This is a genomic window from Pseudoalteromonas sp. AWM4_233 (genome assembly GCF_056158285.1).
This window is the reverse complement of sequence record NZ_JBSWSZ010000001.1, coordinates 196,338-222,374: the sequence shown is the minus strand read 5'-3', so window position 1 is coordinate 222,374 and position 26,037 is coordinate 196,338. Positions and strand designations below refer to the sequence as shown.

Here is a 26,037-nt window from a genome sequence, read left to right as displayed (position 1 = left end):
CACTTAACCTAGAACTGAATAATTAAGAATCAAGGGAACAGCACATGAAAGTAGAGTTCATAAACCCTTTTTTATCATCATTAATAAATGTCTTAGCAACCATGGCTCAAACAGAGCTGACACCTGGTAAACCAAAAATCAAAAAAGGTGAAGTTGCGCAAGGCGATGTATCGGGCTTGATCGGTATGGTAGGCCCACAGACTAAGGGTTCTTTTTCTATTACCTTTGATGAGCAACTAGCGCTAACAATCATGGAGCGCATGCTTGGCGAGCGCCCAGATGCAATAAATGAAGAAGTGACAGATATGGTGGGTGAAATCACCAATATGGTAACTGGCGGCGCAAAAAACTTACTCGGTGAAAAAGGCTATGACTTTGATATGGCAACCCCGATTGTAGTGTCGGGCCCAGGTCACACCATTACGCACAAATGTGAAGGCGCTAAAATTATTATGCCATTCACTTCGGCTGACGGTAATGCCAATATCGAGGTGAGCTTCGATAAGTTATGAGTTGGCAGCAAGCTAAATTCACCCTAGCCGCGAAGTCTCGCGGCTTTCACCTAATTACCGATGACATTCTCAAACAACTTCCCGAGATCCATAACTATCAAGTTGGCCTTTTGCATTTATTCTTGCAGCATACGTCGGCCAGTTTAACAATCAATGAAAATGCTGATCCGACCGTGCGTATGGACATGGAAAGCCACTTTAATCGTTTTGTGCCTGAACGTCAGCCCTACTATAAGCATGACTATGAAGGTGACGACGATATGCCTGCTCACATCAAATCAAGCACGCTTGGCTGCCAGATCACCATTCCAATTAGTCATGGGCGACTCGTGTTGGGGACGTGGCAAGGTGTGTATTTAGGTGAGCATAGAGACTGCGCCGGCGGCAGAAGTATTATTGCCACCTTGTCTGGCGAACTTTATTGATTTCACATCAAAAAATAAGCGGCACATTGGCCGCTTATTTTTTATCTTTTATGTATTGGTAACTCACTCTCGGCGTGACATTACACAGCAGTTCATAAGGAATAGTACCAGCACACTGTGCCACTTCTTCTACTGGTAAGTTTTCACCCCACATTTCAACTTCGTCACCGACCTGAACTAAGTCATTCTCTGCGCCAATGTCTACCGTAATCATATCCATCGACACACTGCCGACAATACCATATCGTTTGCCATTGATCACAACCGGTGTGCCTTCTTGAGCGTGACGCGGATAACCATCACCATAGCCCATTGCAACTACAGCAAGTTGTGTAGCTGTTTGACTCTGCCAACGACCACCATAGCCTACTCGCTCTCCCGCAGGAATAGCACGCTTTGCTATCACGCGTGTTTTTAAAGACATCACCGCTGATAAACCATGCTCTGAGCCGACTGAGTCAAGCATAGGTGAAACGCCATATAGCATAAGTCCGGGTCTTATCCAGTCGCCATGGCTATCTGGCCAAGCAATTATGCCCGCAGAATTGGCCAAACAAGTTTGTTCGACTTTATCACCGACTAATTTGGAAAAATGTTGGATCTGAGAAAGCGTTTTTTCGTTATTAGTATCGTCAGCACAGGGGAAGTGCGTCATTAAACGCACATTACGCTTAGCATTTTTAGTGGCTTTAAGACGAGCATAAAACTGCTCTAGTTGTTCAGGCTCAACCCCTAAACGATGCATACCGGTATCTATTTTAAGCCAAGTAGCAATCGGTGCATCTAAATTGGCCTGCTCTAGTGCAGTTAATTGATGCTCGTCATGAATGATAGTTTCGAAGTTATTCGCCAGTAAAATAGGTAAGTCACTCGCTTCAAAGAAACCTTCTAATAAGACGATAGGTTTGGTCAGGCCACCTGCTCGAAGTGCCAAAGCTTCATCGATTCTGGCCACAGCAAATGCATCTGCCCCTTGCAAATGCTGTGCAATCGTCACCAAGCCATGCCCATATGCATTGGCTTTTAATACTGCCATCACTTTGCTGTTTGGGGCAATTTTTTTGATACGTGCGAGGTTTTGTTCCAGCGCGGTTAAGTTAATTTCTGCGGTTGCTAATCTCATACTGCCTCTCGTGTGCGACCTGCAAAAGTATTAAGCTGCTAGTGCTTAATACTCATCATCAAATGCAGGGCCTGCGTAATTGTCAAAACGAGAGAATTGCCCCTGGAAGGTTAACCTAACCTTACCAATTGGACCATTACGCTGTTTACCTATGATTATTTCTGCCACGCCTTTATCTGGGCTGTCTTCGTTATACACTTCATCACGATAGATGAACATGATTAAGTCGGCATCCTGCTCGATTGAACCCGATTCACGTAAGTCGGAGTTTACCGGTCGTTTATCAGCACGTTGCTCTAGGGTACGGTTAAGCTGAGACAGCGCGATAACCGGGCATTGTAACTCTTTTGCTAGTGCTTTTAATGAACGAGAGATTTCGGCAATCTCAAGGGTACGATTATCTGATAAGCTAGGTACACGCATTAACTGCAAATAGTCGACCATGATCATGCTGATACCGCCGTGGTCACGAGCAATACGGCGTGCACGAGAGCGCACATCGGTTGGTGTTAGGCCTGATGCATCATCAATGTACATCTTGCCTTTTTCCATCAATAGACCCATGGTTGACGATAAACGCGCCCAATCTTCGTCATCTAACTGACCTGTACGTACCTTAGTCTGGTTAATTCGACCTAAAGAAGCCAACATCCTCATCATGATCTGTTCTGAGGGCATCTCTAGTGAGTAAATCAGTACAGGCTTGTCTTGGGTCATCGCCGCATGCTCAGCCAAGTTCATTGCAAAGGTGGTTTTACCCATTGAAGGACGTGCCGCTACGATGATTAAATCTGACGGCTGTAAACCTGCTGTCATTTGGTCTAAGTCGTTATAGCCAGAACTTACCCCTGTTACACCGTCCTGCGGTGACTGATAAAGCTCTTCAATCTTATCGACTGTTTTTTCTAAGATTGAGTGAATACTTTGTGGGCCTTCAGTGCTTTTTGAGCGCTGCTCTGCAATTTTAAATACTTTACTTTCAGCTAAATCGAGTAGTTCATGGCTATCACGCCCTTCAGGGTTAAAGCCCGCTTCAGCAATTTCATTGGCAACCGTGATCATCTCACGAACAACCGCACGCTCACGTACAATCGCAGCATAAGCATCGATGTTAGCAGCACTTGGCGTATTTTTAGCAATTTCAGCTAAATAGGCAAAACCACCCACTGCACTCAGTTGGTTATTCTTTTCTAGGCTTTCAGAGATAGTGATTAAGTCGATAGGTTGACTTTGCTCAACCAGCTTTTCCATCGCTTCAAAAATTAATTTATGCGTGCGAGTGTAAAAGTCTTGCGATACAACCAACTCAGCAACACGGTCAAACGCCTGATTATCAAGCATTAAACCACCAAGCACTGACTGCTCGGCTTCGATTGAATGAGGAGGAACTTTGAGGGTATCGACTTGATGATCTGGTTTAGCCATAGCACTACACAATCTGAAAGAATTAAGAGGAGTATTTTAGCTCCTAGCGAAGCAACTTAAAAGCGTAAAGCGACTTTCTAATTATTAGAATAGCTGAAATAAAAAGAGGCCTCACATAGAGACCTCTTATCAACTTTACGATGTGCCTAGTTTTTCTTTAATTCAATACGACCACTGACGGTATCAATTTCAACATCGGCATCACCGCCATTAAGAATAAATTCTAATTCACGTGACGGGCCATACTTGGCTTTCTTTACTTTATCACTGCTTAACTCATTGATTATGCGACCGCCTGAGTGTGCATCAATATCAAAGCGAGCTGACACGTCGCTCGGGAAATACAAGCGAACATCACCACTTACAGTATCCATATTAATGCGAGCATTAGACTGTAGCACTTTAACTTGTACTTTAATCTCGCCGTTTACTGTATTTAGACGCAAGTCCCTTAAAGAGGCAACTTTGAAGTCTACTTCGCCATTAACGTTTTCAAGACGAATATCTGTCGCTTCAGTGTCACTTTCAATATCACCATTCACGGCATTGAATCGCAATTCACCTTTAGAGTTAGTATCATTGATGTCACCATTGACCGTTTCAAAGCGTAAATCACCCGATAGATTGTTTGCATCAACATCGCCATTAACCGTTTCAAGGCTTACTTTACCTTCAAGCTGCGTCGCTTTGATGTCACCGTTAACCGTTTTAATACGGGCACCGGCTAATAATTCAGTCGCAGAGATATTCACATTTATGCCTTCAAAGCTCAACTCACTGTTTTTTGGCATATAAATAGTCAGTTTAGAACCATCGCCTTTATTCCAGCCTTTATAACGCTTAGGCATTTCAACAATAAACTCGGTGACAGAGCCATTGTTCTCAAGTTTATAACCTTTAGCAATATCATCGAGTGAACCCGTAACCTTAAACTCTGACTTGTCCCAAGATTTAATGTCTACTTCACCGCGTTGGTTTTCTATTACAATCTTACCATTGGCGGGTACTGAAATTTGCTTATCGATGGCTTCACCGGCAATACAAGCAATGGGGAAAAATAGCAGTCCTGTTAGTAATTTTTTCATCTTTCTTCTCCTAAATTTGTTGCCAACTTGGTGCATGTACACGGTTGATTAAATCTAATTGTTGCTGATAAACCTGCGCGAGCATCTTAAGCAACGCTGCATTTTCAGGGTCGTTTTGTAAGGCAAGCTTCACAGCTTGCTCGGCCTGCTCTAGTTCATCAAGTTGTTGTTGCCAGTCATTTGTCAAAGCCGGCTGTGCTTCATATTGTACGAGTAATGCTTGTTTTTGCTGTTCAAACAATGCACTTAAATCTCTCATCGTGTTTTGTTCAGGACCCATTACACTGACATTCCATGCGAGTAAACCCGCAATAAAACACGCTGCAATACCGGTCACTTTGGGCCAATACTGTTTATCATTGACACTGCTTTTAGCTGGCTCTGCAATTGCTCGCTCAATACCCGGCCATAAGTCGCGACTAGGCGCTACTTCACTTGGTTTTGTTAGCTCTTCTTTTAAGAAGTCGTCAAAGTTGACTTTACTCATGCTCGTACCACTCCTGTAATAATTGTCTTGCGCGATGATATTGCGATTTACTTGAGCCAACAGCCATGCCTAACATATTGCCTATTTCTTCATGGCGATAGCCTTCAACTGCATGAAGTACAAACACCAAACGTGCACGTTCAGGTAAACGCAAAATAAGCTTGTCGAGCCCGTTTAAGCCATTACACATGGCTAGGCTTTGTTCATCCATACCGCTTTGTTCAAAGCTCACGACTTTTTGCAGCCAGTTTTTATGTTTGCGTAAATAGCTAATGGCAATATTGCTCGTTACACTATACAACCAAGTTGAAAACTTTGACTGACCCTGAAACTGTGAGATTTTATGCCACAACTGTACAAACACTTCTTGTGAGACATCTTCTGCATGCTGTTGATCTGCAAGCAGCCTCAAACATAACGCAAATACAGGTTTTTCATGCTGACGGTAAAGCTGGGCAAACGCAGCTTGATCACCTTGTTGTACTCTATATACAAGGTCATCTGTTTGCTCATCTTTATTCGTATTCGAAAATGCCTGTTTGGCATCGATTAACATGACGTTATTCCTTTATCGGGTTTCTACCCAGTTTGGCGTTTTGCTTCATTATTATTATCTAAGACGCCACCTTGGCTTAAAAAGGTTTAAAAGAAATTTAAAAAAATTGAGGGGACAGCATTACAAAGCAAAACTAGTTTTGCAATGAAATGCTGTTAGTTACATATTGCACTGTTAGTTATCAGTGTTAGAGGTCTCTCCTTCGTCTTCTTCTAGAGCAGGCAAAGGTTTGGCCGGCTCAAAGAACCAACCTTTGAAAATAAGCTGAGGTTTCTCATTGCTACCGCCGCCTGAGCCAAAATTCACATCTTTCAGAGCCGAATCAAAATGCACACCACTGCCACCAGAAGAGTCAATAATTGAGCCACGAACGGTGCCATAGAGTTGTCCACTTCCTGAGAGTTTTACTTGTGTTAAGGGCGCATAAATTGTCGCATACATATCTGATGCCCCTTTTACCTGAAAACCATCTTTGCCAGAATATGAAGAAAAGAAATTCAAACTGGGGATACCACTTACCGTCAGCCCCTCTTTTTCTGTGATCACTTGACCGCTTGCACCTAAGATCACTTTACCGGTAGTAAATACAGTTAAACTACTGCCAGATTCAATGGTTAACTTGGCATTACCACTTAGCACAAAATCACCATCGACTAAAAAGATGACATCGCCCCCTGTGATAGTCATTTTCCCATCACTGTATAACTTAAAGTTTTTCATACCAAACACGCGCTCTTCAGTCGTGCCTGTAATGCCATGTCGTTGACTTAAGTTATCAAACAAATAGATCTCTGCTTTTTCGGAATCTAACGCAACAGCCTTTTTGATGCCAACTTGAGATGTCATCAAGCGGCCTATATCTGGTGTAAATTGATAGTTCTGTGTCGCTCCAACAGCGAAATCTTGACTTCGCTTTGGATTTTGAGCCATCACGTCCGGCATGTTCAGTGGTAATTCAAAGGGGTCACACTCTTTATTTGGCTTCGCAGGATCATAATCTGGAGAGCTTGGGTCATACACTTTAACAGGCTCTATCTCTGGCATTTTTCTGAAGTAATCGTCTGTATAACGAACATCTCGCCTTACTGTACCATCGTCGAGTTCAACCCTATCTTGTGCGTGATAACTCGCAGGGAACTTACCCGTCCCCCCATACATGATGTCGTAGGGATCATTGTTTGCATTAATGATCTTACTCCCCCATTTCATGTCGACATTGCCCGCCGCTCGAACATATCCCTTTACCTCACCACCGCGATGTGTGAAAAAACCTCCAGAGTAGACATTGCCCTCAACACGATAACCCGTACCGCCCCCTCCACTGATCTCCACACCAGTATTTGAGTGTACATCTCCGATAATAGGTGAAGAGCCTTTAAGATATATCACTCCCGATGCTTTCACATCGCCTTTAATCGGCGAGTTACCGGTAATTGTGACGCTAGAGTCACCAATCACAGTATTTACATGACCAGAAGAATCGCGGTTAGTTTCAGAGTATGGGCCTTTACTAGAGTCATAACTATCAACGACACCACTACCTGATAAATTAACACCTTTACAACCCGTAACAGCATGTTGAAAGGGTGATTTAACATCTCCAGGTTTTAATTCAAAACGAGCAACAAGTTGTTGATTCGCATCACCATAATAGCGCTGACCTAGACTCGTAATTTCAAGTAACCCATCAGCATTTTTACTTAAGTGTGCTTTATAAGCCGTGTCATCGCCTATATCACCGTTTCCGGCGTGTAAACCATATTGGTTAACTAACTCATCAACGGTCAAGTTGGTGTTATTTGATACTGCTGTTTGCAAACTTTTAGCCGCCGTAAAAATACCTTTTTCAGCGAGTAAACGTGCATTCATATCTTTTTGAAAGTTACCCGTTAAACGCTCTTGGATCACTGTTTCTTTAAGTGCACCAAACACCACGACACTGGCCATCGTGCTCATTAACATGACTTTGATTAAAGTGAATCCTGACTGCTGCTTCATACGCTTTCCCTAAATGCTTCGAGCAGAATTAATTGCGTGGTGGCAATATCTATTTGCAGCCCTACTCCAAAGTGACTTGGCATATTTATCGGTTTGACCGTCACGCTGACTAGATTATTATTATATGCAAAGTTAATGGCCTCTATGCCCTTGAGTAGTTGTAGCGCGCCGTTACCATCGCCAATGTCACAGGTTAGATAACCATTTTCAAGTGCATAAGTTTCAGTGTAATCCACAGCTGGGGTCGTGCCTTGGCAAGATAATACATTGGCAAGTTGCTGAAATTGAATCGTCAAAGGGGCTGCGCTAATAATAGGCTCACTGTTTGTTTGCTTAACACTACGCGTAAATACTTGGCTGGTATAACGGATCACCTCTTGCGCATCCGATAGCTCTTGGGTCATTCTTACTGTACTTTTTATCGCCGAATAAGACATGGCAACACCAGCAAGTAGAAACAAGCCGACCGCCATCGCCACCAACATCTCAAGTAATGTATATCCTGATTGTCTCGCTTTATGGGTTACACACATTCGGCACCTCGACAAAACTTGCATTCAATGTGACCTGATTAAGCAGTTGCTTTTGAGCCTCCTCTGGCACACGTAAATCTTGCCATGCCACAGTGATGGGCATCTCACCACTATAAGCCGCTGGTAATGTTAAAGCGTACCTAAAAGATAAGCTATCAGGTGGCTGTAACGACTCTCTAAATGCTTGCTCTGTAAACTTTGATGGCGCGTTATGCTGTATTTCACAAAGCTCCGGCCACATGCGTTCGATCGCATTCTGCGCCTGCACAAGAGAGACGGTATAATCAAAGCTATTATTGGCGAACTGCAGTGACTTCAGCTGTGTTACACCCAAACCAATCAGCGCTATGCTCGCAATAAACATAGACACCAATACTTCTAGCAATGAAAAACCAGCATTTACGCGCAATTTTCTTCTGCCTTACCTAACCAGCTTTGCCCACTTCGCAAAATACATAAACGATAATCGTCGGTATTAGTATCGTTGTCAGAGATTAAAATATTGCTTTGTAAATTTAATTCACCCGTTGAACGTATCATACGATCAACTAGCTCTGCACTGACTGTTGGGTAATTAGAGTCGAACTGTCGTAACGTCTCCCTGCCACCTGCGACTTCAATTTCTACTAACCAAGAGGTGTCTTGTTTAGTAAGAATAACTGTTTGAGCTCGCTTTACCGCTTCACTTCTGGCGTAACGATACACAGCGTTTAATTGGTTGGCTGTTTTAGTCAGGCGTTCTTGTTTTATAAACTGAGCAAATGATGGAGCGGCTAGCATGGCTAAAATACTCACTAAACCAAGCGTGATTAATAACTCAATCATAGTAAAGCCGCGTGACTTTTGCTTATTTCCAGCAGTCATTGCCATTCCCACTTGCTGTTGTTTTACCAGTTTGGTCGATCTCTAAAACGGCACACCTGTCAGAAGACTGGACACTACCGGCTTTTGGCTTTGCTTTTAAGGTGAACTTTAAACTTCTAAAGTCAGGTGACCCTGCCGGTAAATCTGGGTCATGTTTATACTCGAACGTATAAACTGCTGATTTAGGTAAATCCGTAAAGCTATTACTATGTGGATAACCACCGTTTCTTGAGTAAATTCGCTCTAAAATTGCCGCAGTTTGCAACATACCATGTTGTGCATCTGAACGATGCCCATCTTGGATATACCTTTGATAAGATGGATACGCCAGTGTCGTTGTAATCGCAACAATTGCAACCACAATTAACAGCTCAATTAGCGTAAAACCTTTTGTAATTACTCTAGAATTCATACTCTACCCAAAACAAAACAGCGCTGTCATTTTTAACACAAACCTAACAAGGAACAAAAGCTTAACTTGTTATTAGGTATGACAAAACCCGCAGTTAAAATACCACATAATATATGTTTATGAAAAAGGAACGGATTACATGTAATTACACAATGTACCGTTTGCTCAGATCCGTGAGATGTTTAAACGAAGAGGGAGTTTGATAGTTTTTATTTTTTATATAAAAACCGCGTGCATAACACGCGGCTTTTCAATACTTAATCAGAGATTAAGCTTCAGCAATAACGATTACTTTGATAGTAGCAGTTACGTCTGAGTGTACAGAGATTGCAACGTCAAATTCGCCAGTCTCACGGATAGTACCTAGAGGTAGACGAACTTCTGATTTAGCAACTTCAACACCAACAGCTGAGATAGCGTCAGCGATGTCACGTGTACCGATAGAACCGAATAGCTTACCTTCGTCACCAGCTTTAGATACTAGAGTAACTTCAGCTAATGCTTCTAGCTTCTCAGCGCGTGCTTGAGCAGCTGTTAGTTCTTCAGCAATCTTCGCTTCTAATTCAGCGCGACGAGCTTCGAAAGTTTCGATGTTAGCTTTAGTCGCTGGAACTGCTTTACCTTTAGGGAATAAGAAGTTACGAGCGAAGCCAGATTTAACTGCAACTTGGTCACCTAAGTTACCAAGGTTTGCGATCTTGTCTAGTAGAATAACTTGCATGTTTCTACACCTTTTAAAAACGAGTTAATCCGCTGCTTACTTATGTAAGTCAGTGTATGGAAGAAGGGCTAAGTAGCGAGCACGCTTGATAGCAGTTGCTAGCTGGCGCTGGTATTTAGCGCTAGTACCTGTGATACGGCTAGGTACGATTTTGCCACTTTCAGTTACATAGTTTTTAAGAGTAGCTAGATCTTTGTAATCGATTTGTTGTACGCCTTCCGCTTTGAAACGGCAGAACTTACGACGTCTGAAATAACGTGCCATGAGTAATTTCCTCAATTAATTCTTTCAATATGTTGTGCATGTAAGACAAGTTGACTTAAACCATTTCGGTTTTCGTGACGATTTAAAAAACCGCGTACTTGTATTGCCTGCCCAACGTATAAATGCTGTGTTTGATTCTGTAATTGTGCACCGCTTGCAACCACACTTAGACGAACATAACTATTTCTGTTTAGTTCGGCTTCGACTTGCATTGATTTGTGCTCAAGTACAAACGTGCAATGTGGAATACCAGCTGGGCTTTGACTAAATTTGGGTGTTTTACAAACCGTACCCGAGAGCACATATTGATTTGTATACAGATCAGGCTGTGTCACCTATTTAATCAATCCAGATTCAATAACGATTAAGCAGAAGCTGCTTCTTTTTTCTCTTCTTTAACAAGAGGAGACGCTTCAGTTACAGCGTTTTTAGTACGCATAACTAGGTTACGTAGCACTGCATCGTTGTAGCGGAAAGAAGTTTCAAGCTCGTTGATTACTTCAGTTGGTGCTTCAACGTTCATTAGAACATAGTGTGCTTTGTGAAGCTTTTCGATTGGGTAAGCCAGTTGACGACGACCCCAGTCTTCTAGACGGTGAATTTGACCACCAGCTTCAGTGATAGAACCAGTATAACGCTCGATCATACCAGGTACTTGCTCACTTTGATCTGGGTGAACCATGAATACGATTTCGTAATGACGCATGGATATTCCTTACGGTTAATATAGCCTTGTCCCGTTTCGGCCAGTCGGGGGAAGGCAAGGAACTAAATGTGATAGCCGAAATGAGCGCGTATTCTACGTTGAGTTGGGAGTTTTGGCAATGAAAAAAGCAAGAAAAGACTAATTATTAATCAAGATTATAAGTGAGTAAGGGTATATTTGAAGCAGAAGATTGGAGCGGCACACGAGGTTCGAACTCGTGACCTCGACCTTGGCAAGGTCGCGCTCTACCAGCTGAGCTAGTGCCGCATTCCATATTTAGCTCTTGATTTGTTTGTAATATCGCAAAGGTCGCGTCTATTACCCGACGCAGCTGAGCTAGTGCCGCATCACATGATTAACTTGTGTAAAACAAAATTTTGGAAATTGGAGCGGCACACGAGGTTCGAACTCGTGACCTCAACCTTGGCAAGGTTGCGCTCTACCAGCTGAGCTAGTGCCGCATCACAATATTTGCTCTAGAAATAAGAAACCCCGCAGAGTTACTCTCTTAAGCGGGGCAGGATTCTACAATAATGCAGGGGCTTTGCAAGCAGTTTTTAAAGGTTAAAGAACTTTTCTTTATAAACCTTTAATTCCATTATTGAATCTTTTATGTCGTCTAGTGCCAAGTGTGAGCTTTTCTTTTTCACTTGACCTAGTAGCTCAGGCTTCCAACGACGTGCAAGTTCTTTCACTGTACTCACATCTAGGTTGCGATAGTGAAAGTAAGCCTCAAGTTCAGGCATATACTTATTTAAAAAGCGGCGGTCTTGGCCAATTGAATTACCACACATAGGCGAGCTACCTGGTGGTACCCACTCTTTTAAAAACTCTAAAGTTTGTGCAATGGCATCGTCTTCAGTGAACTTGCTGGCCTTACAGCGTGCTGTCAAACCTGAACGACCGTGTTGATTAGTGCACCACTCGTCCATGTTGTCTAGCAGATCATCACTTTGATGAATAGCAATAACAGGGCCTTCAGCTAATACATTTAAATCGCCGTCAGTAATAACCGTAGCAATTTCTAAGATTTTATCTGTTTTAGGCTCTAAGCCCGTCATTTCAAGATCTAGCCAGATCAAATTTGATTCATTAAAAGACATAAACTACCTTAGCGGTACTTCCTTTAGATCCAATGCAATTAGATATATCATATTAGCTTCACTTGTTTACCTAAAGCTTTTTTTTTAAAAGCGCTTAATTTAATTGAGTTATAGCCCATTTAAGCCATGCTCACAAAGTAAACAGGGTGATTTTAGGCAATTTTATTAATTGCAATTTTGATCAGTGACAAGCTAAGTAACTATGGCAAAACAAAAGAAACTCAGTAAAGGCCAATCCCGTCGGATCAGTGCCAACCATCAAAAACGCTTGCGTAAAGCTAAACAGCAGCATGGCGAGCAACAAGATACCCAGTGGCAAACCGACAATTTAGGTCCAACTGAAAATGCAGTGGTGATCAGCCGTTTCGGCCAACATGCCGATATAGAAACGTCTGATGGCGAAGTTTTACGCTGTAATATTCGTAGAACCGTTGGCGGCTTAGTATGTGGTGATGAAGTCTTCTTTCGTCGTGCCAAGGTCAGTGATGGAGATTTAGCAGGCGTTATAGAAGCCATTGAAGAACGCCGTTCACAGCTTACTCGACCCGATTTTTATGATGGCGTTAAAGTCGTTGCAGCAAACATTGACCAAATTCTGATGGTATCTGCAATTTTACCTGAGTTCACCCCACAGATTATCGACCGATATTTAGTGGCTTGTGAAGATATGGGTATCGAGCCCATTTTAGTGCTTAATAAAATCGACTTGATTGATGACGAAGGTCTCGAGTTCATTAACGAGATTTTAGATATCTATCGTGAATTAGGTTACAAAGTTCACCTTGTCAGCACCAAAACCGGCGAAGGTATTGACGCGCTGAAGCAAGTATTAGTGGGTAAAAATAACATCTTTGTAGGCCAATCAGGGGTTGGTAAATCAACACTGGTAAATACCGTACTCCCTGATGCGGATATTCTTACCAAAGAAGTCTCTGAAAATAGCGGTCTCGGTCAGCACACCACGACTGTGTCACGATTACATCACTTACCTAGCGGCGGAAATCTGATTGATTCACCAGGGATCCGTGAATTTGGTTTATGGCACCTAGATGTTGAACGCGTAACTTGGTGCTTTAAAGAGTTCCGCGAGTATATAGGCGGCTGCCGTTTTAGAGATTGTAAGCACCTCAATGACCCTGGATGCATTCTGGTCGAAGCGGTTGATGAGGGAAAAATTACAGAACTACGTTTTGACAGCTACCACCGTATTCTAGAATCAATGGCTGATGGCCGCGCGGGTGCTCGTGCGCCAAGAGTTTAAAAAATTTACAGTTTATATGTTAGTATCTGCGCTAATTATTTTTAGGAATTTATAGTCCCCATGGATAAATTTAAAATTGCCATGCAATACGCCATGCCTAAGCATGGGATCTCTCGCCTAGTTGGTAAGTTAGCTGCTGCTGAAGCAGGCTCCGTGACAACTTCTTTAATTAAGGCATTTATCAAGCAGTATAAGATTGATATGAGCGAGGCACTTTACGAAGATCCTGCGCACTATAAAACCTTTAATGAGTTCTTTACTCGCCCATTAAAACCAGGCATTCGCCCATTAACAGAAGACGAAAGCATCATTACTCACCCTGTAGATGGCGCTATCAGCCAGTTAGGCGATATTGTTGATGGTCAACTTATTCAGGCTAAAGGTCATAACTACAGCGTACAAGACTTACACGGTGGTGATAAAGACGATGCAGACCCGTTTATGGGCGGTAAGTTTGCCTGTATTTATTTGGCACCAAAAGACTATCACCGTATCCACATGCCAATTGACGGCACGTTGCGTAAGATGATTTATGTACCAGGCGACCTATTCTCGGTTAACCCACTCACTGCGAGAAACGTACCTAACTTGTTTGCGCGAAACGAGCGTGTCGTGGCGATTTTCGATACCAAAGTAGGCCCACTTGCGATGACTTTAGTCGGTGCAACGATTGTGGCAAGCATCGAAACAATTTGGGCAGGGACAGTTACACCACCGGCTGGTCGTGACGTCATGACATGGAATTATCCTGCAGAGGGCGACAAAGCGATCCATTTAAAGAAAGGTGATGAAATGGGCCGCTTTAAGCTAGGCTCAACGGTCATTTTAGCTTGGGGTAAAGATCAAGCTGACTTCTTAGATAGCGAGCAGCCTGAAACAGTAACTCGTATGGGCACGCCATTCGCAGCAATTAAATAATACTAATTCAACTTTAGTTAATTGGTATAAATAGAAAAGCCATCATACTTTGTATTGATGGCTTTTTTAATCTAGAAACTCGCTTTATTTAAAAACAAAAAACCCAGCCGAGGCTGGGTTTTTGAATTCTATAAAACTAAAATTACTTGATTTTAGCTTCTTTGAAAATCACGTGCTTACGTACTTTAGGATCGTACTTTTTGATTTCCATTTTTTCAGGCATGTTACGCTTGTTCTTGTCGGTAGTGTAGAAATAACCAGTACCAGCAGTTGAAACTAAACGGATCTTATCACGCATGATTCAGCTCCTTAAACTTTTTCGCCGCGAGCACGGATATCTACTAATACCGCGTCGATGCCTTTTTTATCGATAATACGCATACCTTTAGTAGTAGTACGTAAAGTAACAAAACGTTTTTCGCTTTCAACCCAGAAACGGTGCGTTTGTAGGTTAGGTAGGAAGCGACGCTTAGTAGCGTTGCGCGCGTGTGAACGGTGGTTACCTACCACTGGGCGCTTACCTGTAACTTGACAGACTTTAGACATGTCTATATATCTCCAATAACTTCGCTCGAGCTTAATTTTCCCTTGGGCCTTAACTGTTTGCCCTGGGGTAAATCAGAGGGCGCTCTTTATACAGCATTAGCAGGCAAAGATCAAGGATCTAGTCCTATCAATCAGCTCATATGTAAATTTGATAGCGGCCAATTATAATGATCGAATCGTGCTTAGGAAAGTAAAAACTGCATTTAAATTAAACTAATTTGCAATATTTTGAGCAAAGCTGCGTTTTTTAACGTTTTCTTTCTATAAATCACTTAAATCAAGCCTCGCTGTGCAAAAGATATGCAGCGATTCCCTGCGACAATAAGGTGATCTAATACGTGAATGTCCACTAAAGCGAGGGCTTTTTGTAATTTTTGGGTAATTAACTTATCGGCTTCGCTCGGCTCAGCAATGCCACTGGGATGATTGTGCGCAAAAATTAATGAGGCCGCATTATGCTTCAATGCCGCTTTTACCACTTCTCTAGGATAAACACTCGCGGCGTTTATTGTGCCATTAAATAAAATCTCGTCATGAATAAGTTGGTTCTGGTTATCTAAATACAGTGCCATAAACACTTCGTGCTCTAACCCTTTTAATTGCAAACACAGGTAGTCATTCACCGCATCAGGCGAAGTGAATACCGTGTCGCGCAAGCATGCTTCACGCATATAGCGTTTACTCAATTCAAGTACAGCTTGTAATTGTACATATTTGGCCTCCCCCAACCCCTTCAACGCTGAGAACTCTTTTAGACTGGCATTAAATAAATTTTGTAATGACCTACTTTGGGTTAGTAGTGATTCTGCCAATTCAATGGCATTCATGCCGGCGATACCAGTTCTTAAAAATATTGCCAAAAGCTCTGCATCACTCAATGCATGCGGGCCTTTTTTCAATAACTTTTCTCTTGGTAGGGTGTGTTTTGGTAATGCACTCAATTGCATAGTTTGTCCTTAATTCCTTAATTCCTTTGTTCCTAGGCACTAAAGTGTAGTCAAAGGATCATAAAAGACAAAAGCAGGTTACCCCTCAGTCACTTCTCTATGATAGAGTTTAGGCAAGTTTTTACTGGATTTAACAAGCTATGAAACAGGCAAAAAATATTGTTTTGGGGATCAGTGGCGGTATTGCTGCTTACAAATGTGCAGAATTAGTTCGACGATTAAAAGAGCGCAACTGCAATGTCAAAGTGGTTATGACCGATTCTGCCAAGCATTTTATTACTCCACTGACTATGCAAGCGGTATCTGGAGAACCTGTTTCTGATTCTTTACTCGACCCGAGTGCTGAAGCGGCCATGGGCCATATTGAGTTTGCCAAATGGGCTGACTTAATTCTCGTTGCCCCAGCAAGTTCAAACATCATCGCGAAAATGGCATCAGGTATTGCCGATGATTTGCTCACCACATTATTACTTGCCACGCCAGCTAAAATCGCTATTGCCCCCGCAATGAACCAACAAATGTACGCCCACGCAGCAACACAAGCCAACTTAAAAACCCTTGCTAATCGTGGCGTGAATATTTGGGGTCCGGGTAAAGGCGAACAAGCATGTGGCGATGTGGGTGCGGGTCGGATGCTAGAGCCAATGGAACTCGTTGAGCTTTGTACGCGCGATGACATTGAACCCGTACTGGCAGGTAAAACTATTTCAATTACTGCAGGCCCAACCCGCGAAGCTCTCGACCCAGTGCGTTATATCAGCAACCACAGTTCAGGCAAGATGGGCTATGCCATTGCAGAAGCAGCCCTTAAATTAGGTGCAAAAGTGACCCTTATTTCTGGCCCTGTGACTTTAACACCTCCTACAGGAGCTAAAGTCATCAAAGTCAGTAGTGCATTAGAGATGCGAGATGCCGCGCTTGAGCATGCGCAAAACTCAGATATTTTTATTGGTTGTGCTGCGGTTGCTGACTACCGTGCAGCCAATGTGGCCGAGCAAAAAATCAAAAAACAAGGCGATGAGATCACCCTCACTATGGTGAAAAATCCAGACATTATTGCCGAAGTTGCCGCACTACAAAATAATCGCCCTTACACGGTAGGTTTTGCAGCTGAAACACAAGATGTTGAAAAATACGCCACAGGCAAATTAGAAAAGAAAAACCTCAATATGATCTGCGCCAATGATGTCTCTCGAGAAGGCCTTGGCTTTAACTCCGATCACAATGCGTTAACATTGTTCTGGCATGATGATCAGCGCAATTTAGGGGTTAATAGTAAAGCTGAGCTAGCAACGTCTCTACTAGAGGCACTTGCCGAAAAGCTATAAAAACCCTTAAAACAAAGGCTTACAAAGGTGTATTTTTTTCAGTACAAAACATGAATGAAAGTCACTTTAAAACACTGGCACCAAGCTGAATAAACCATTAACATAACCCCAACAAAGTGTGAGCTTGTTGGGGCTTACACTAAATTATGCACCGCATAATACAAAGTATAAATAGAACATAATAACGATAAATTAAAGGACCATTCATGCCAGCGACTAAGCGCAGTAATCGCAAAGAGCAAATACTACAATCTCTCGCACAAATGCTTGAAACCAGCCCTGGTCAACGTATCACAACTGCAAAATTAGCAGCTGAAGTGGGCGTATCTGAAGCGGCGTTATACCGCCACTTCCCAAGCAAAGCACGCATGTTTGAAGGTTTAATTGAATTCATTGAAGACACCCTACTTTCTCGTATCAACATCATTTTAGATAACGAGAAAGAAACTCAGGGTCGTATTTATAATATCTTGCTTCTTATTCTAGCATTTGCAGAAAAGAACCCTGGGATCACACGTATTTTAACGGGTGATGCACTACAAGGTGAACAAGAGCGTTTGCGTGAGCGCATTCAAGGCCTGTTTGAAAAGTTAGAAACCCAATTCAAACAAGTTCTACGTGAACGCAAGCTTCGTGAAGGTAAAGCCTTTACCACCGACGAAGCGGCATTGGCCAATTTCTTCTTGGCTTACATCGAAGGCAAAATGAACCAATTTGTTCGCAGTGATTTTAAAACTCGCCCAAGCAGTCAATTTGAAGCACAGTGGCAAGAGTTGCAAAAAATCTGGTTAGCTTAATCGCCAATTAAATTCTAAAAAGCGACAGATGTCGCTTTTTTTGTGCCCCAAAATCACTGTTTCACCTCTCATACCAATCCTCTTAATTAAGTGATCTATTTTGAGGCAAGTAAAATTTGTCGGTAGGGCCGCTCACGCGTCCTGCTATCGCTGAGGTACTTACTTCCATGAAGGCAAGGCGAAAATTTTGCTATTTAGTTGTTCTAAATAAGAAATTTTCAACAAAGCTAACGTCAGTTTTAATCCCTCAAAATGATTAAGTCTTATTGAGGATTGGTATCTTACTGTTATTGACCGCATCGCCCTTTTGTCTTTACCTGCTGCGTGATAAAAAAAACCTTTATAAGTAAAATTAGGTTTGCACCATGAAGGCGTTCCACTCTCTTATTGCAGCCAGTGTGCTGTGCAGCTTGCCTGTTGCGGCGAAATCAAATCTCGAGTTTAAGGATGTATTTGACTTTCGCTATGCACAAGGTCAGCAATTATCTGAAAACGGCCAATTTCTAACTTTTTCTGCAAAGCCCTATCGCGGCAATAGCGAAGGCCTAGTCTACGATTTACAGACTAATAAAATCATTGCCCGAGTTCCACAAGGCACTAAACCACATATCAATAAGGCTGCAAACTGGGTGTCATTCACGCAGGTGCCTACTCTATTAGAAAAAGAAACCACCAAGAAAAAAGATAAGAAAAAACTAAATAACCAGCTTATTCTGATTGATACCAACACACATAAGCAAACCACCTTTGCTGAAGTAGTTGATTACCAAATCAGTGATGACGGTAACTGGCTTGCTTATCGCACCAAAGAAAAACTACAAGACGATAAAAAAGACAAAAAAGCTGACAAGCCTGAAAGCGAAATTAAGGCAGATAAAAAAGACAAGTTTTATTCACTGGTAATCGTAAACCTGCGTGATATGAGCAAAACGACCATTGAACATGTTGGTAAGTTTGCGCTGAGCCCTAAAGAATATGGCGTACTATTTAATGTTCACGATGAACACGGCGCAAAAAACCACATTGGTTTTTTTGATTTAAACACGCAAACGCAAAGCAGTTTGTTCAACGAGCCAGGGGTCACCTTAAGCCAAGCAATTTGGCACCCTAAAAAGCCTATTGTTGCTTTTAACATGGCCAATTATGTCAATGATGATACACGTCGTCGCGACCATCAAATTACTCTATGGCACAGTGATACCAATACCCTAAAAGAGATTGATAACCCAACAGGGTGGTTCACAGGTAAAACAGCTAAACTAACCTGGTCTGAGCAAGGTGAGCGCTTATACTTCCAAAACCGCCCCCTGCTTGAAGCTAAAGAAAAAGAGTTGAAGTATAAAGACGAAGCATCACTCACTGACTTCGACACTATTCGTGCACAAAAAGGCCTACAGGTTTGGCACAATAACGATGCTGAAATTAAAACCCGTGAAGCCAAAACATGGCAACAAGCGAATAAAAACCGCCACTATCAAGCAGTTTATCATCTAAATGGTGAGCAAGTTGTGCAGCTTGCTAACGAGCAAGCGCCAAATATTCGCTTAAACACCGAAGCGAACTTCTTACTCGCAAGTAACGATAAGCCACATTTAGAACGCATTATGTATGAAGGCTTCTTCAACGATTATGCTGCCATTAATGTGAAAACTGGCGATCAAACCAAGATCATCGAAGGTTCACCGTTTAGACCAAGCCTGTCTCCGACTGGTAGCCATGCTGCATTCTTTAAAGACCAGCAGGTTTGGTTAAAAGACTTATCATCGCAATCTCTGTCACCTCTAACCAAAGCTATCAAAGAGGCGATTTTCGCCGACGACAAGCATGACTACCCGAGCGAGCAACCAGGCTATGGTTTTGCAGGTTGGCAACTTAATGGTTCAATTGTGTATGTCTACTCGAAGTTTGATATTTGGGCATTCGACGTCAATACACAACACGCGACTCGATTAACAAAGGGCCGCGAAACAAACACCCAATACCGCGTAAAGTATCTTGATCAAAATAAGCTTGGTTTTGCTACAAATGACACCTTAATGCTGCATACCCACAACACTGAAAATAAACAGTCGGGCGTGGCAACGCTGGACCTAGCAACAGGTAAAGTAAAAACAGTACTAAAAGGCGAAGCCCGCTATGCACTAGTCGCTAAAGCTAAACATGCCGACAAACTGATTTTCACCACAGAAAGCTATCATCAGTTCCCTGATTTTTGGCAAACCACCAGCACATTCGCAAAGACTAAAAAAGTGACAGACTTAAACCCACAAGTGAAGAACTTTGCATGGGGTGGCAAACCTGAATTAGTGCAATATAAAGGTTATAACGGCGAAGACTTACAAGGTGTGCTAATCAAACCTGCTGGCTATAAAGAAGGTGATAAAGTACCTACGGTGATTTATTTCTACCGCTATATGAGCCAACGTATGTATAACTTCCCGAAAATGGAGTTAAACCACAGACCGAACTTCCCAATGTTTACCTCGAACGGTTACGCATTGTTCTTACCTGATATTCGTTTTGAAATTGGTAAGCCGGGCCCATCATCAACTCAAACCATGATCAACGCCGCGCAAAAGCTGATTGATATGGGAGTTGCCCACCCTGATAAGATTGGGTTACAAGGTCACTCTTGGGCAGGCTACCAAAGTGCCTTTATGATCACGCAAACAGATATGTTTAAAGCGGTTGTATCAGGTGCCCCTGTATCGAATATGACATCGGCATATAGTGGTATTCGTTTAAAGTCGGGCCTTGCCCGTCAGTTCCAGTATGAAACTGGTCAGAGCCGTATTGGTAAACCGCTGACACAAGCACTCGATTTATACATTGAAAACTCGCCTGTATTCTTTGCCGACAAAGTAAATACACCTGTGCTGATCATGTTTGGTGATGACGATGGCGCGGTACCATGGCAAGAAGGCATTCAATACTACTTAGCACTTCGTAGACACAATAAAGATGCCATTTTCTTACAATACGAGGGCGAGCCACATCACTTGAAGAAATTCCCCAACCAAGTGGATTTCTCAATTCGTATGATGGAGTACTTTGATCATCACCTGAAAGGAAAACCTGCGGCTGATTGGATCAAAAATGGGGTTAAACACCAACCAGAGTAATTAAACAATTACTCATAACAATAATAAAGCCTGCAACTGCAGGCTTTATTATTTAATTTTAAGTGCGTTAAAAGTTTAAGCGCTGGTTTTGACCAAAACCTTATCTTCAAACCACTCACTCAATAGTTTCTTTTCATAATAGAAAGACGTCTCACGACCTTTCTTAATGCGATCCATAAAGCTCATATCTTTTAATACTAGCTTTTCAGCACTACTTACCGTCGCGCCTGATTTATCTTGTACGGTATAACTTATAGTCAACCTTGGAAAATAAATTGGCTTTATCACACGTATATCTTGCATGTTCATTCTCGCGTCGCCAGCAAGGTCTATGTCATCAAAAGTCACATTTAATTTGTAACCTTCAGGTAACTGTTCAGCCAATTTACTGATATGCTTTTCAAACTGCTTAGCGACGCGTTTGTGATATGCGCCTTTCACTTCCTTTCCTGGATAGACATCGCGGTAATCGTTAAAGTCTTTCCAAGTAACTTTCGCCTCTCCAGCGATACTTAAAAATGGCATACTCAAAGCGAGTAAGGTGAAACATAACTTTTTCATGATGACCTCCTAAAAGACTTTCGTCTCTATAATGAGCAAAAAAATGCGTAATGGGAACCTTTTTAGGGCCACAATTACACACTTTTACACTTTTACACTTAGACACGAACTGTTCTAGCTTGCTACTTTTTCATGCCAAATAGCAACGCATACAACACAGGTACGACTCCTAGGGTTAAAAGGGTCGAGAACAACAACCCGCCCATAATAGTCAGCGCCATGGGCTCCCACATTTCGCCGCCACCTAAGTACAGAGGAATTAATCCCAAAACTGTTGTCGCGGTTGTCAGTAAAATCGGTCGCATACGCTGTTGTGCTGCATAAATAATGGCTTGTATAGGATGACTGCTATCTTCATCTAACTCCATCTTAATACGCTCAAGTAATACAATCGCGTTGTTGATCACGATACCCGCCAGTGAAATTACACCCAGAAGTGTCATAAAGCCAAAGAATGACTGACCGAGTAACAGCGCAGCCACAACCCCGACAAAACCAAGTGGGATCGTTGTGAGCACAATGACTGACTTACGAATTGAGTTAAATTGGCCTATTAATAGAATCACAATAATAAAGACAGCTATCGGCATCTTATCGGCAATTGACTGGTTGGCTTTGCCCGATGATTCAGCTTCACCACCGAGTTCATAGTCATAGCCATACGGCCAATTTGCTTTTTGCTCCTCAAGCCAAGGAAGTAGCTGGGCAAACCCTTCATTGGCGGTAATACCTTCAATTTGCGCCCCAACTTTAACGGCTTTTAGGCGATCACGACGTAAAATTTGTGCGCTTTCCCAAACAACTTCGATGTCAGCAACTTGCTTCAGAGGCACAGAGCGACCTGTTGCTTGTGAATACACCACCATAGCTTCAAGCTTACCAATATCTTGTCTGTCACCTGCGATTGAACGCAAGGTAATCGGAATAAGCTCATCGCCTTCTCTGTACTTGGTAAGCTCCATGCCGCTCAAGCCAGTTTGTAAAGAGTTTGCGATATCTCGGCTCGACAAGCCCGCTCTTCGAGCTCGTGCTTGGTCAATTTTGATTTGTAGCTTTTTAATTGGTAAGCCCCAATCGTCGCTGATTGACTTTAAGCCCGCTGTTTCGCGCATTTTCGCTTTTAACTCATCAACAATCCCCATCAGTACATTGATGTCATCACCGAGCAACCTCACTTCAACCGGGTTTGCTATCGGTGCGCCATTTTCGATTTTTCTCAGCTTTAAGAGCAGATCTGGGTGGCGTGCCAACGCATAGTCTTCAATTTGCTTCATCACATTATCAATATGCTTGTACGACGTCGTGGTGATGATCATTAAGGCATAGTTCGAGCTGGTTGGCTCAGGGCTATGCGTTAACAAAAACCTAGGCCCACCGTTACCGATATAACTTACCCAATCAGTAACGCCTTGCTCTGTTTGTTCGTTTACTTTTAAGTTGTTAGCAATAAACGATTCTACATCACGCACAACTGACTCTGTCGCAGTAATGCGCGTACCAATAGGGAGCTCTAATTCAACTTTAAAATAATCACGATCTGACGGAGGAAAGAACAATTTAGGCACGTACTGCATACCTTGGATAGCAATAAACAACATACCCACACAGCCGAGTACTGTGAACCAACGATACCTAATCAGTCCAGCCAAAATGTTTTTATAGAACAGGTAAAAACCAGTATCGTAATTAGCAGACTCTTTCTTCACTTTAGTGAAGTACACACATAGCATTGGGATCATGGTCATCGCCAATAACCAAGAACATAGTAAGGTAATGGTCACCACTTTAAATAGCGAGGCGGTATATTCCCCCGTCGTCGATTCTGCTAAAAAGATAGGTAAAAACGCTGCGCCCGTTGTGAGAGACGACACCAGCAATGGAATTTTCAGCTCCTGTGCCGAATCAACTGCTGCGTCTATGGCCGCTTTCCCTCGCTCCATCTGAACCATAATGTTCTCAGACATTACGATGCCGTTGTCTACTAACATACCCAATGCGATGATCAATGCAGCTAAAGAGATTTGGTCGATGCTGATATTGAAAAACGACATCACCAAAATGCCTAACACCATACTCATTGGAATAAGGCTCGCGACAATCAAACCCGTTCTTAGACCAAGACTAAACAACATGACCACAGTCACGACTAAAACAGCTTGTAAAAGGTTAGACACAAAGTCAGACACTTTCTTTTCAACTTCTTTGGGCAAAAATGACAGCAGCTTAAACTCAACCCCAATCGGATAAACCGATTCAAGATGGTGCAGGGCATTAATGACTTGCTCACCGAGTAGCAGATTGTTACCACCTTGACGCATAGAAATGGCGATAGTCATGCCACTTTGCTGCTCAACTCTTACCTTGCTCTTCGCAGGATCGACGTAATCGCGATAGACACGGGCAATATCACTGAGCAAGATCACTTGCTGACTACCCGAGACATTAATGATGGTATTGGCAATATCTTCCACTGACTCAAAATTACCACTAGGCTCTAACGCCAAAGTTTCATCTTCAATGTAGATTGAACCGCCAGGGTTTACGATGTTACGAGCCGCAAGTTGATCTTTTAATTGATTCGGGGTGATACCCAATGCCGCCATTTTGGCATTTTCAAACTCAATAAAGACACGCTGCTCTTGCACCCCAAAAATGTCGACTTTGGCGGCTTCTGGTAAGCGCAATAATTGATCTCGCACTTGCTCTGCCACTTCTTCCATTTCGCGATAGGTGTAACCTTCGGCGGTTAACCCAATCACAACGCCAAACACATCCCCAAACTCATCATTGACGATGGGGGCTTGAGCGTCGCTCGGTAAATCTTTTTCTATCGACTGAATTTTACGGCGCAAGTTATCCCATATCGGCCGCATCTCTTTGTAACTTTCTTTAATGTTAACACTGACAATCGATACCCCCGTTTTTGAGGTACTACTGACAAAGTCGAGCTCAGGAATTTGCTGTACCACTTTCTCGATTTTATCTGTCACCAGCTCTTCAACACGCTGCGGACTAGCACCAGGAAAGTAAGTCACCACTTGCGCAGTACGGATAATAAAGCCTGGGTCATAGTCTTTCGGCATTTTGTCAAAGGCAGTGATCCCCGATAATAAGAGCACTAGGATCAGCACCCATGTGGTGCGATTATTCTCTAGCGCGAGACGAGTAATATTCATTACTTACCTCCTGAAAACTTCACTATTTGCCCATCGGTGACCTTACTCATACCCGCGGTAACAACAAAATCCCCCTGCTCTACGCCTGAAATAACAGGAAAGCCTAGTGATGAAATTTCGCCAATGACGACTGGTGTTTTCGTTATTTTACCCTTGTTTTCTCCTTGAGATTCGACCGTCCATACATAATTACCTTGGCTATCTTTTAATACAGTCGCCAACGGTAAATACAGGTTTGCTGCTGTACGACTTGGCGTACCTGCCATCACTTTTGCTGTCATACCAGGTAAAATATTGTAGCCCTCAGGAGGTAACATACTAAAAGTCACTTCATAAGTTTTTGTCGCTTCATCAGCTTGTGTACTGACTTCGACAAATTCCAGCGGAAAACGCTCTTCATTTATCGCAGCAAATTCAGCAAACACCTGTTTTGGCGCTTCTTTACTGACGCGGATCATGATGCTTTCAGGCACATTCACTTTTAAGTTAATGTGTTCGATATCTTGTAATGTCGCAATGGCTTGTTTGGCTTGTATCTCTTCAAATTGTTCTACATGAGTTCGTGATACAACACCGGTAAATGAGGCTTTTAAGGTGGTATATGCAAGATTGTTTTTCGCATTTGCTAACTTGGTTTTAGCGCTAGTAAATTGCGACTTTAATTTATCGTAATCTGACTGACTAATGGTACCCGAGACAATCAATTGTTCAGCTCGAGCAAAATCGGCTTTGGCCTTATCAAAATTTGCTTGTGCTTCGTCTACAGCTAATTTGTAATCTGTATCATCTATATGCGCAATCAGATCACCCGCTTGTACCGGTTGACCCTGCTTTACATATAAATCAGTAATAGAGCCTGACACTTTAAACGACAAGTCTGCGGTGCTCGCCGCATCCACAACAGCCGGAAATTCCTGTAATGGTCCTTCTGTTTGCTTAACAAGTTGCAATGTTCTGACTGGCCTTAGTTGTTCTTGGTTGGCCATATCACTTTGCGGTTCAGAACAGCCAGTGAGTATGATCGTCAGAGTTGCGACCATCATAAGCGTTTGTCTTGTTTTCATTGTCTTATCACCATGATGTAGTTGTTATTTCAAAGGGCAGGATGTAAATCACTATAATTACATGACATTAATACTAGTCGACTTTTCAAGTTTTATGAGAATA

Annotated in this window: 28 protein-coding genes and 2 tRNA genes; 7 read left to right on the top strand and 23 right to left on the bottom strand. The window is 42.6% G+C overall.

Annotated elements, in window-relative coordinates; genetic code table 11:
• Nucleotides 1-44: 44 nt before the first annotated feature.
• On the top strand, nucleotides 45-512 hold the full coding sequence (locus tag ACXAC4_RS01040; protein WP_138481578.1) for a chemotaxis protein CheX: 468 nt from the start codon (nucleotides 45-47) through the stop codon (nucleotides 510-512).
• Nucleotides 509-937, top strand: coding sequence for a secondary thiamine-phosphate synthase enzyme YjbQ (locus tag ACXAC4_RS01035; protein WP_475158414.1), 429 nt, complete (start codon nucleotides 509-511; stop codon nucleotides 935-937). Before ACXAC4_RS01040 ends, ACXAC4_RS01035 begins: the two co-directional genes overlap by 4 nt.
• A gap of 34 nt (nucleotides 938-971) precedes the next feature.
• Here ACXAC4_RS01035 and alr read toward each other — a convergent pair whose 3' ends face one another.
• The 17 genes from alr to orn form a co-directional block, all read right to left on the bottom strand.
• Nucleotides 972-2,060 carry an alanine racemase gene (gene alr, locus ACXAC4_RS01030; protein WP_475158413.1) on the bottom strand — a complete coding sequence of 363 codons (1,089 nt, stop codon included), beginning with the start codon at nucleotides 2,058-2,060 and terminating at the stop codon, nucleotides 972-974.
• A gap of 45 nt (nucleotides 2,061-2,105) precedes the next feature.
• Entirely contained in the window at nucleotides 2,106-3,485 is a 1,380-nt protein-coding gene (gene dnaB, locus ACXAC4_RS01025) for a replicative DNA helicase (RefSeq protein WP_058028570.1), read from the bottom strand.
• A 146-nt stretch (nucleotides 3,486-3,631) separates the two neighbouring features.
• On the bottom strand, nucleotides 3,632-4,570 hold the full coding sequence (locus ACXAC4_RS01020; RefSeq protein WP_475158412.1) for a DUF4097 family beta strand repeat-containing protein: 939 nt from the start codon (nucleotides 4,568-4,570) through the stop codon (nucleotides 3,632-3,634).
• Between the two features lie 10 nt (nucleotides 4,571-4,580).
• Nucleotides 4,581-5,057, bottom strand: a complete 477-nt coding sequence (locus ACXAC4_RS01015) for a hypothetical protein (protein WP_475158410.1) — start codon at nucleotides 5,055-5,057, stop codon at nucleotides 4,581-4,583.
• Nucleotides 5,050-5,613 (bottom strand): RNA polymerase sigma factor, encoded by a 564-nt coding sequence (locus tag ACXAC4_RS01010; RefSeq protein ID WP_475158409.1) that lies wholly within the window; start codon nucleotides 5,611-5,613, stop codon nucleotides 5,050-5,052. Before ACXAC4_RS01010 ends, ACXAC4_RS01015 begins: the two co-directional genes overlap by 8 nt.
• Before the next feature lie 174 nt (nucleotides 5,614-5,787).
• Complete coding sequence (locus tag ACXAC4_RS01005) at nucleotides 5,788-7,611, bottom strand: DUF7305 domain-containing protein (RefSeq protein WP_475158407.1); 1,824 nt, start codon at nucleotides 7,609-7,611, stop codon at nucleotides 5,788-5,790.
• Entirely contained in the window at nucleotides 7,608-8,144 is a 537-nt protein-coding gene (locus ACXAC4_RS01000) for a prepilin-type N-terminal cleavage/methylation domain-containing protein (RefSeq protein ID WP_475158405.1), read from the bottom strand. The genes ACXAC4_RS01005 and ACXAC4_RS01000 overlap by 4 nt, the downstream gene beginning before the upstream one ends.
• A complete protein-coding gene (locus tag ACXAC4_RS00995; RefSeq protein ID WP_475158403.1) occupies nucleotides 8,128-8,553 on the bottom strand; it encodes a type IV pilus modification PilV family protein in 426 nt (141 codons plus the stop codon). Before ACXAC4_RS00995 ends, ACXAC4_RS01000 begins: the two co-directional genes overlap by 17 nt.
• Complete coding sequence (locus tag ACXAC4_RS00990; protein WP_349284773.1) at nucleotides 8,544-9,008, bottom strand: GspH/FimT family pseudopilin; 465 nt, start codon at nucleotides 9,006-9,008, stop codon at nucleotides 8,544-8,546. The genes ACXAC4_RS00995 and ACXAC4_RS00990 overlap by 10 nt, the downstream gene beginning before the upstream one ends.
• On the bottom strand, nucleotides 8,992-9,420 hold the full coding sequence (locus tag ACXAC4_RS00985; RefSeq protein ID WP_475158401.1) for a type IV pilin protein: 429 nt from the start codon (nucleotides 9,418-9,420) through the stop codon (nucleotides 8,992-8,994). The genes ACXAC4_RS00990 and ACXAC4_RS00985 overlap by 17 nt, the downstream gene beginning before the upstream one ends.
• Nucleotides 9,421-9,688: 268 nt before the next feature.
• On the bottom strand, nucleotides 9,689-10,141 hold the full coding sequence (rplI, locus tag ACXAC4_RS00980) for a 50S ribosomal protein L9 (protein WP_138481601.1): 453 nt from the start codon (nucleotides 10,139-10,141) through the stop codon (nucleotides 9,689-9,691).
• Between the two features lie 36 nt (nucleotides 10,142-10,177).
• Nucleotides 10,178-10,405 (bottom strand): 30S ribosomal protein S18, encoded by a 228-nt coding sequence (gene rpsR / locus ACXAC4_RS00975; protein ID WP_010386263.1) that lies wholly within the window; start codon nucleotides 10,403-10,405, stop codon nucleotides 10,178-10,180.
• An 11-nt stretch (nucleotides 10,406-10,416) separates the two neighbouring features.
• The gene (gene priB, locus ACXAC4_RS00970; protein ID WP_130254141.1) at nucleotides 10,417-10,740 is read right to left on the bottom strand and encodes a primosomal replication protein N; all 324 of its coding nucleotides are present in this window, start codon (nucleotides 10,738-10,740) and stop codon (nucleotides 10,417-10,419) included.
• A 29-nt stretch (nucleotides 10,741-10,769) separates the two neighbouring features.
• On the bottom strand, nucleotides 10,770-11,111 hold the full coding sequence (gene rpsF, locus ACXAC4_RS00965) for a 30S ribosomal protein S6 (protein ID WP_058028561.1): 342 nt from the start codon (nucleotides 11,109-11,111) through the stop codon (nucleotides 10,770-10,772).
• Between the two features lie 191 nt (nucleotides 11,112-11,302).
• Nucleotides 11,303-11,378, bottom strand: a tRNA-Gly gene (locus ACXAC4_RS00960).
• A gap of 118 nt (nucleotides 11,379-11,496) precedes the next feature.
• A tRNA-Gly gene (locus ACXAC4_RS00955) sits at nucleotides 11,497-11,572 on the bottom strand.
• Nucleotides 11,573-11,668: 96 nt separating this feature from the next.
• On the bottom strand, nucleotides 11,669-12,214 hold the full coding sequence (gene orn, locus ACXAC4_RS00950) for an oligoribonuclease (protein ID WP_475158399.1): 546 nt from the start codon (nucleotides 12,212-12,214) through the stop codon (nucleotides 11,669-11,671).
• A 202-nt stretch (nucleotides 12,215-12,416) separates the two neighbouring features.
• Here orn and rsgA point away from each other — a divergent pair, with 202 nt between their 5' ends.
• The gene (rsgA, locus tag ACXAC4_RS00945; RefSeq protein WP_475158398.1) at nucleotides 12,417-13,475 is read left to right on the top strand and encodes a small ribosomal subunit biogenesis GTPase RsgA; all 1,059 of its coding nucleotides are present in this window, start codon (nucleotides 12,417-12,419) and stop codon (nucleotides 13,473-13,475) included.
• 60 nt (nucleotides 13,476-13,535) lie between these two features.
• Nucleotides 13,536-14,393 carry an archaetidylserine decarboxylase gene (gene asd, locus ACXAC4_RS00940; RefSeq protein ID WP_475158396.1) on the top strand — a complete coding sequence of 286 codons (858 nt, stop codon included), beginning with the start codon at nucleotides 13,536-13,538 and terminating at the stop codon, nucleotides 14,391-14,393.
• A gap of 142 nt (nucleotides 14,394-14,535) precedes the next feature.
• Here the strand turns inward: asd and rpmG are convergent, their stop codons facing one another.
• From rpmG to radC, 3 genes are all read right to left on the bottom strand, one after another.
• Nucleotides 14,536-14,691 (bottom strand): 50S ribosomal protein L33, encoded by a 156-nt coding sequence (rpmG, locus tag ACXAC4_RS00935; protein WP_005493124.1) that lies wholly within the window; start codon nucleotides 14,689-14,691, stop codon nucleotides 14,536-14,538.
• 11 nt (nucleotides 14,692-14,702) lie between these two features.
• Nucleotides 14,703-14,939, bottom strand: coding sequence for a 50S ribosomal protein L28 (gene rpmB, locus ACXAC4_RS00930; protein WP_058028557.1), 237 nt, complete (start codon nucleotides 14,937-14,939; stop codon nucleotides 14,703-14,705).
• Between the two features lie 272 nt (nucleotides 14,940-15,211).
• Nucleotides 15,212-15,886 (bottom strand): RadC family protein, encoded by a 675-nt coding sequence (radC, locus tag ACXAC4_RS00925; protein WP_058028556.1) that lies wholly within the window; start codon nucleotides 15,884-15,886, stop codon nucleotides 15,212-15,214.
• 140 nt (nucleotides 15,887-16,026) lie between these two features.
• Here radC and coaBC point away from each other — a divergent pair, with 140 nt between their 5' ends.
• From coaBC to ACXAC4_RS00910, 3 genes are all read left to right on the top strand, one after another.
• Nucleotides 16,027-17,214: a bifunctional phosphopantothenoylcysteine decarboxylase/phosphopantothenate--cysteine ligase CoaBC gene (gene coaBC / locus ACXAC4_RS00920; protein WP_475158395.1), complete on the top strand. Its 1,188-nt coding sequence runs from the start codon at nucleotides 16,027-16,029 to the stop codon at nucleotides 17,212-17,214.
• Between the two features lie 206 nt (nucleotides 17,215-17,420).
• On the top strand, nucleotides 17,421-18,011 hold the full coding sequence (gene slmA, locus ACXAC4_RS00915; protein ID WP_130254124.1) for a nucleoid occlusion factor SlmA: 591 nt from the start codon (nucleotides 17,421-17,423) through the stop codon (nucleotides 18,009-18,011).
• Between the two features lie 365 nt (nucleotides 18,012-18,376).
• Entirely contained in the window at nucleotides 18,377-21,133 is a 2,757-nt protein-coding gene (locus ACXAC4_RS00910; RefSeq protein WP_475158393.1) for a S9 family peptidase, read from the top strand.
• A 75-nt stretch (nucleotides 21,134-21,208) separates the two neighbouring features.
• Here ACXAC4_RS00910 and ACXAC4_RS00905 read toward each other — a convergent pair whose 3' ends face one another.
• From ACXAC4_RS00905 to ACXAC4_RS00895, 3 genes are all read right to left on the bottom strand, one after another.
• Nucleotides 21,209-21,694 carry a DUF3016 domain-containing protein gene (locus ACXAC4_RS00905; protein WP_349284780.1) on the bottom strand — a complete coding sequence of 162 codons (486 nt, stop codon included), beginning with the start codon at nucleotides 21,692-21,694 and terminating at the stop codon, nucleotides 21,209-21,211.
• Nucleotides 21,695-21,816: 122 nt separating this feature from the next.
• On the bottom strand, nucleotides 21,817-24,870 hold the full coding sequence (locus ACXAC4_RS00900; protein ID WP_475158392.1) for an efflux RND transporter permease subunit: 3,054 nt from the start codon (nucleotides 24,868-24,870) through the stop codon (nucleotides 21,817-21,819).
• Nucleotides 24,870-25,934 (bottom strand): efflux RND transporter periplasmic adaptor subunit, encoded by a 1,065-nt coding sequence (locus ACXAC4_RS00895; RefSeq protein ID WP_475158391.1) that lies wholly within the window; start codon nucleotides 25,932-25,934, stop codon nucleotides 24,870-24,872. Before ACXAC4_RS00895 ends, ACXAC4_RS00900 begins: the two co-directional genes overlap by 1 nt.
• Between the last annotated feature and the right edge of the window lie 103 nt (nucleotides 25,935-26,037).

Coding starts and splice junctions, on each gene's coding strand:
- ACXAC4_RS01040 (WP_138481578.1), top strand. CDS start 45: ATGAAAGTAGAGTTCATAAACCCTTTTTTATCATCATTAATAAATGTC.
- ACXAC4_RS01035 (WP_475158414.1), top strand. CDS start 509: ATGAGTTGGCAGCAAGCTAAATTCACCCTAGCCGCGAAGTCTCGCGGC.
- alr (WP_475158413.1), bottom strand. CDS start 2,060: ATGAGATTAGCAACCGCAGAAATTAACTTAACCGCGCTGGAACAAAAC.
- dnaB (WP_058028570.1), bottom strand. CDS start 3,485: ATGGCTAAACCAGATCATCAAGTCGATACCCTCAAAGTTCCTCCTCAT.
- ACXAC4_RS01020 (WP_475158412.1), bottom strand. CDS start 4,570: ATGAAAAAATTACTAACAGGACTGCTATTTTTCCCCATTGCTTGTATT.
- ACXAC4_RS01015 (WP_475158410.1), bottom strand. CDS start 5,057: ATGAGTAAAGTCAACTTTGACGACTTCTTAAAAGAAGAGCTAACAAAA.
- ACXAC4_RS01010 (WP_475158409.1), bottom strand. CDS start 5,613: ATGTTAATCGATGCCAAACAGGCATTTTCGAATACGAATAAAGATGAG.
- ACXAC4_RS01005 (WP_475158407.1), bottom strand. CDS start 7,611: ATGAAGCAGCAGTCAGGATTCACTTTAATCAAAGTCATGTTAATGAGC.
- ACXAC4_RS01000 (WP_475158405.1), bottom strand. CDS start 8,144: ATGTGTGTAACCCATAAAGCGAGACAATCAGGATATACATTACTTGAG.
- ACXAC4_RS00990 (WP_349284773.1), bottom strand. CDS start 9,008: ATGACTGCTGGAAATAAGCAAAAGTCACGCGGCTTTACTATGATTGAG.
- ACXAC4_RS00985 (WP_475158401.1), bottom strand. CDS start 9,420: ATGAATTCTAGAGTAATTACAAAAGGTTTTACGCTAATTGAGCTGTTA.
- rplI (WP_138481601.1), bottom strand. CDS start 10,141: ATGCAAGTTATTCTACTAGACAAGATCGCAAACCTTGGTAACTTAGGT.
- rpsR (WP_010386263.1), bottom strand. CDS start 10,405: ATGGCACGTTATTTCAGACGTCGTAAGTTCTGCCGTTTCAAAGCGGAA.
- rpsF (WP_058028561.1), bottom strand. CDS start 11,111: ATGCGTCATTACGAAATCGTATTCATGGTTCACCCAGATCAAAGTGAG.
- orn (WP_475158399.1), bottom strand. CDS start 12,214: ATGTCTTTTAATGAATCAAATTTGATCTGGCTAGATCTTGAAATGACG.
- rsgA (WP_475158398.1), top strand. CDS start 12,417: ATGGCAAAACAAAAGAAACTCAGTAAAGGCCAATCCCGTCGGATCAGT.
- asd (WP_475158396.1), top strand. CDS start 13,536: ATGGATAAATTTAAAATTGCCATGCAATACGCCATGCCTAAGCATGGG.
- rpmG (WP_005493124.1), bottom strand. CDS start 14,691: ATGCGTGATAAGATCCGTTTAGTTTCAACTGCTGGTACTGGTTATTTC.
- rpmB (WP_058028557.1), bottom strand. CDS start 14,939: ATGTCTAAAGTCTGTCAAGTTACAGGTAAGCGCCCAGTGGTAGGTAAC.
- radC (WP_058028556.1), bottom strand. CDS start 15,886: ATGCAATTGAGTGCATTACCAAAACACACCCTACCAAGAGAAAAGTTA.
- coaBC (WP_475158395.1), top strand. CDS start 16,027: ATGAAACAGGCAAAAAATATTGTTTTGGGGATCAGTGGCGGTATTGCT.
- slmA (WP_130254124.1), top strand. CDS start 17,421: ATGCCAGCGACTAAGCGCAGTAATCGCAAAGAGCAAATACTACAATCT.
- ACXAC4_RS00910 (WP_475158393.1), top strand. CDS start 18,377: ATGAAGGCGTTCCACTCTCTTATTGCAGCCAGTGTGCTGTGCAGCTTG.
- ACXAC4_RS00905 (WP_349284780.1), bottom strand. CDS start 21,694: ATGAAAAAGTTATGTTTCACCTTACTCGCTTTGAGTATGCCATTTTTA.
- ACXAC4_RS00900 (WP_475158392.1), bottom strand. CDS start 24,870: ATGAATATTACTCGTCTCGCGCTAGAGAATAATCGCACCACATGGGTG.
- ACXAC4_RS00895 (WP_475158391.1), bottom strand. CDS start 25,934: ATGAAAACAAGACAAACGCTTATGATGGTCGCAACTCTGACGATCATA.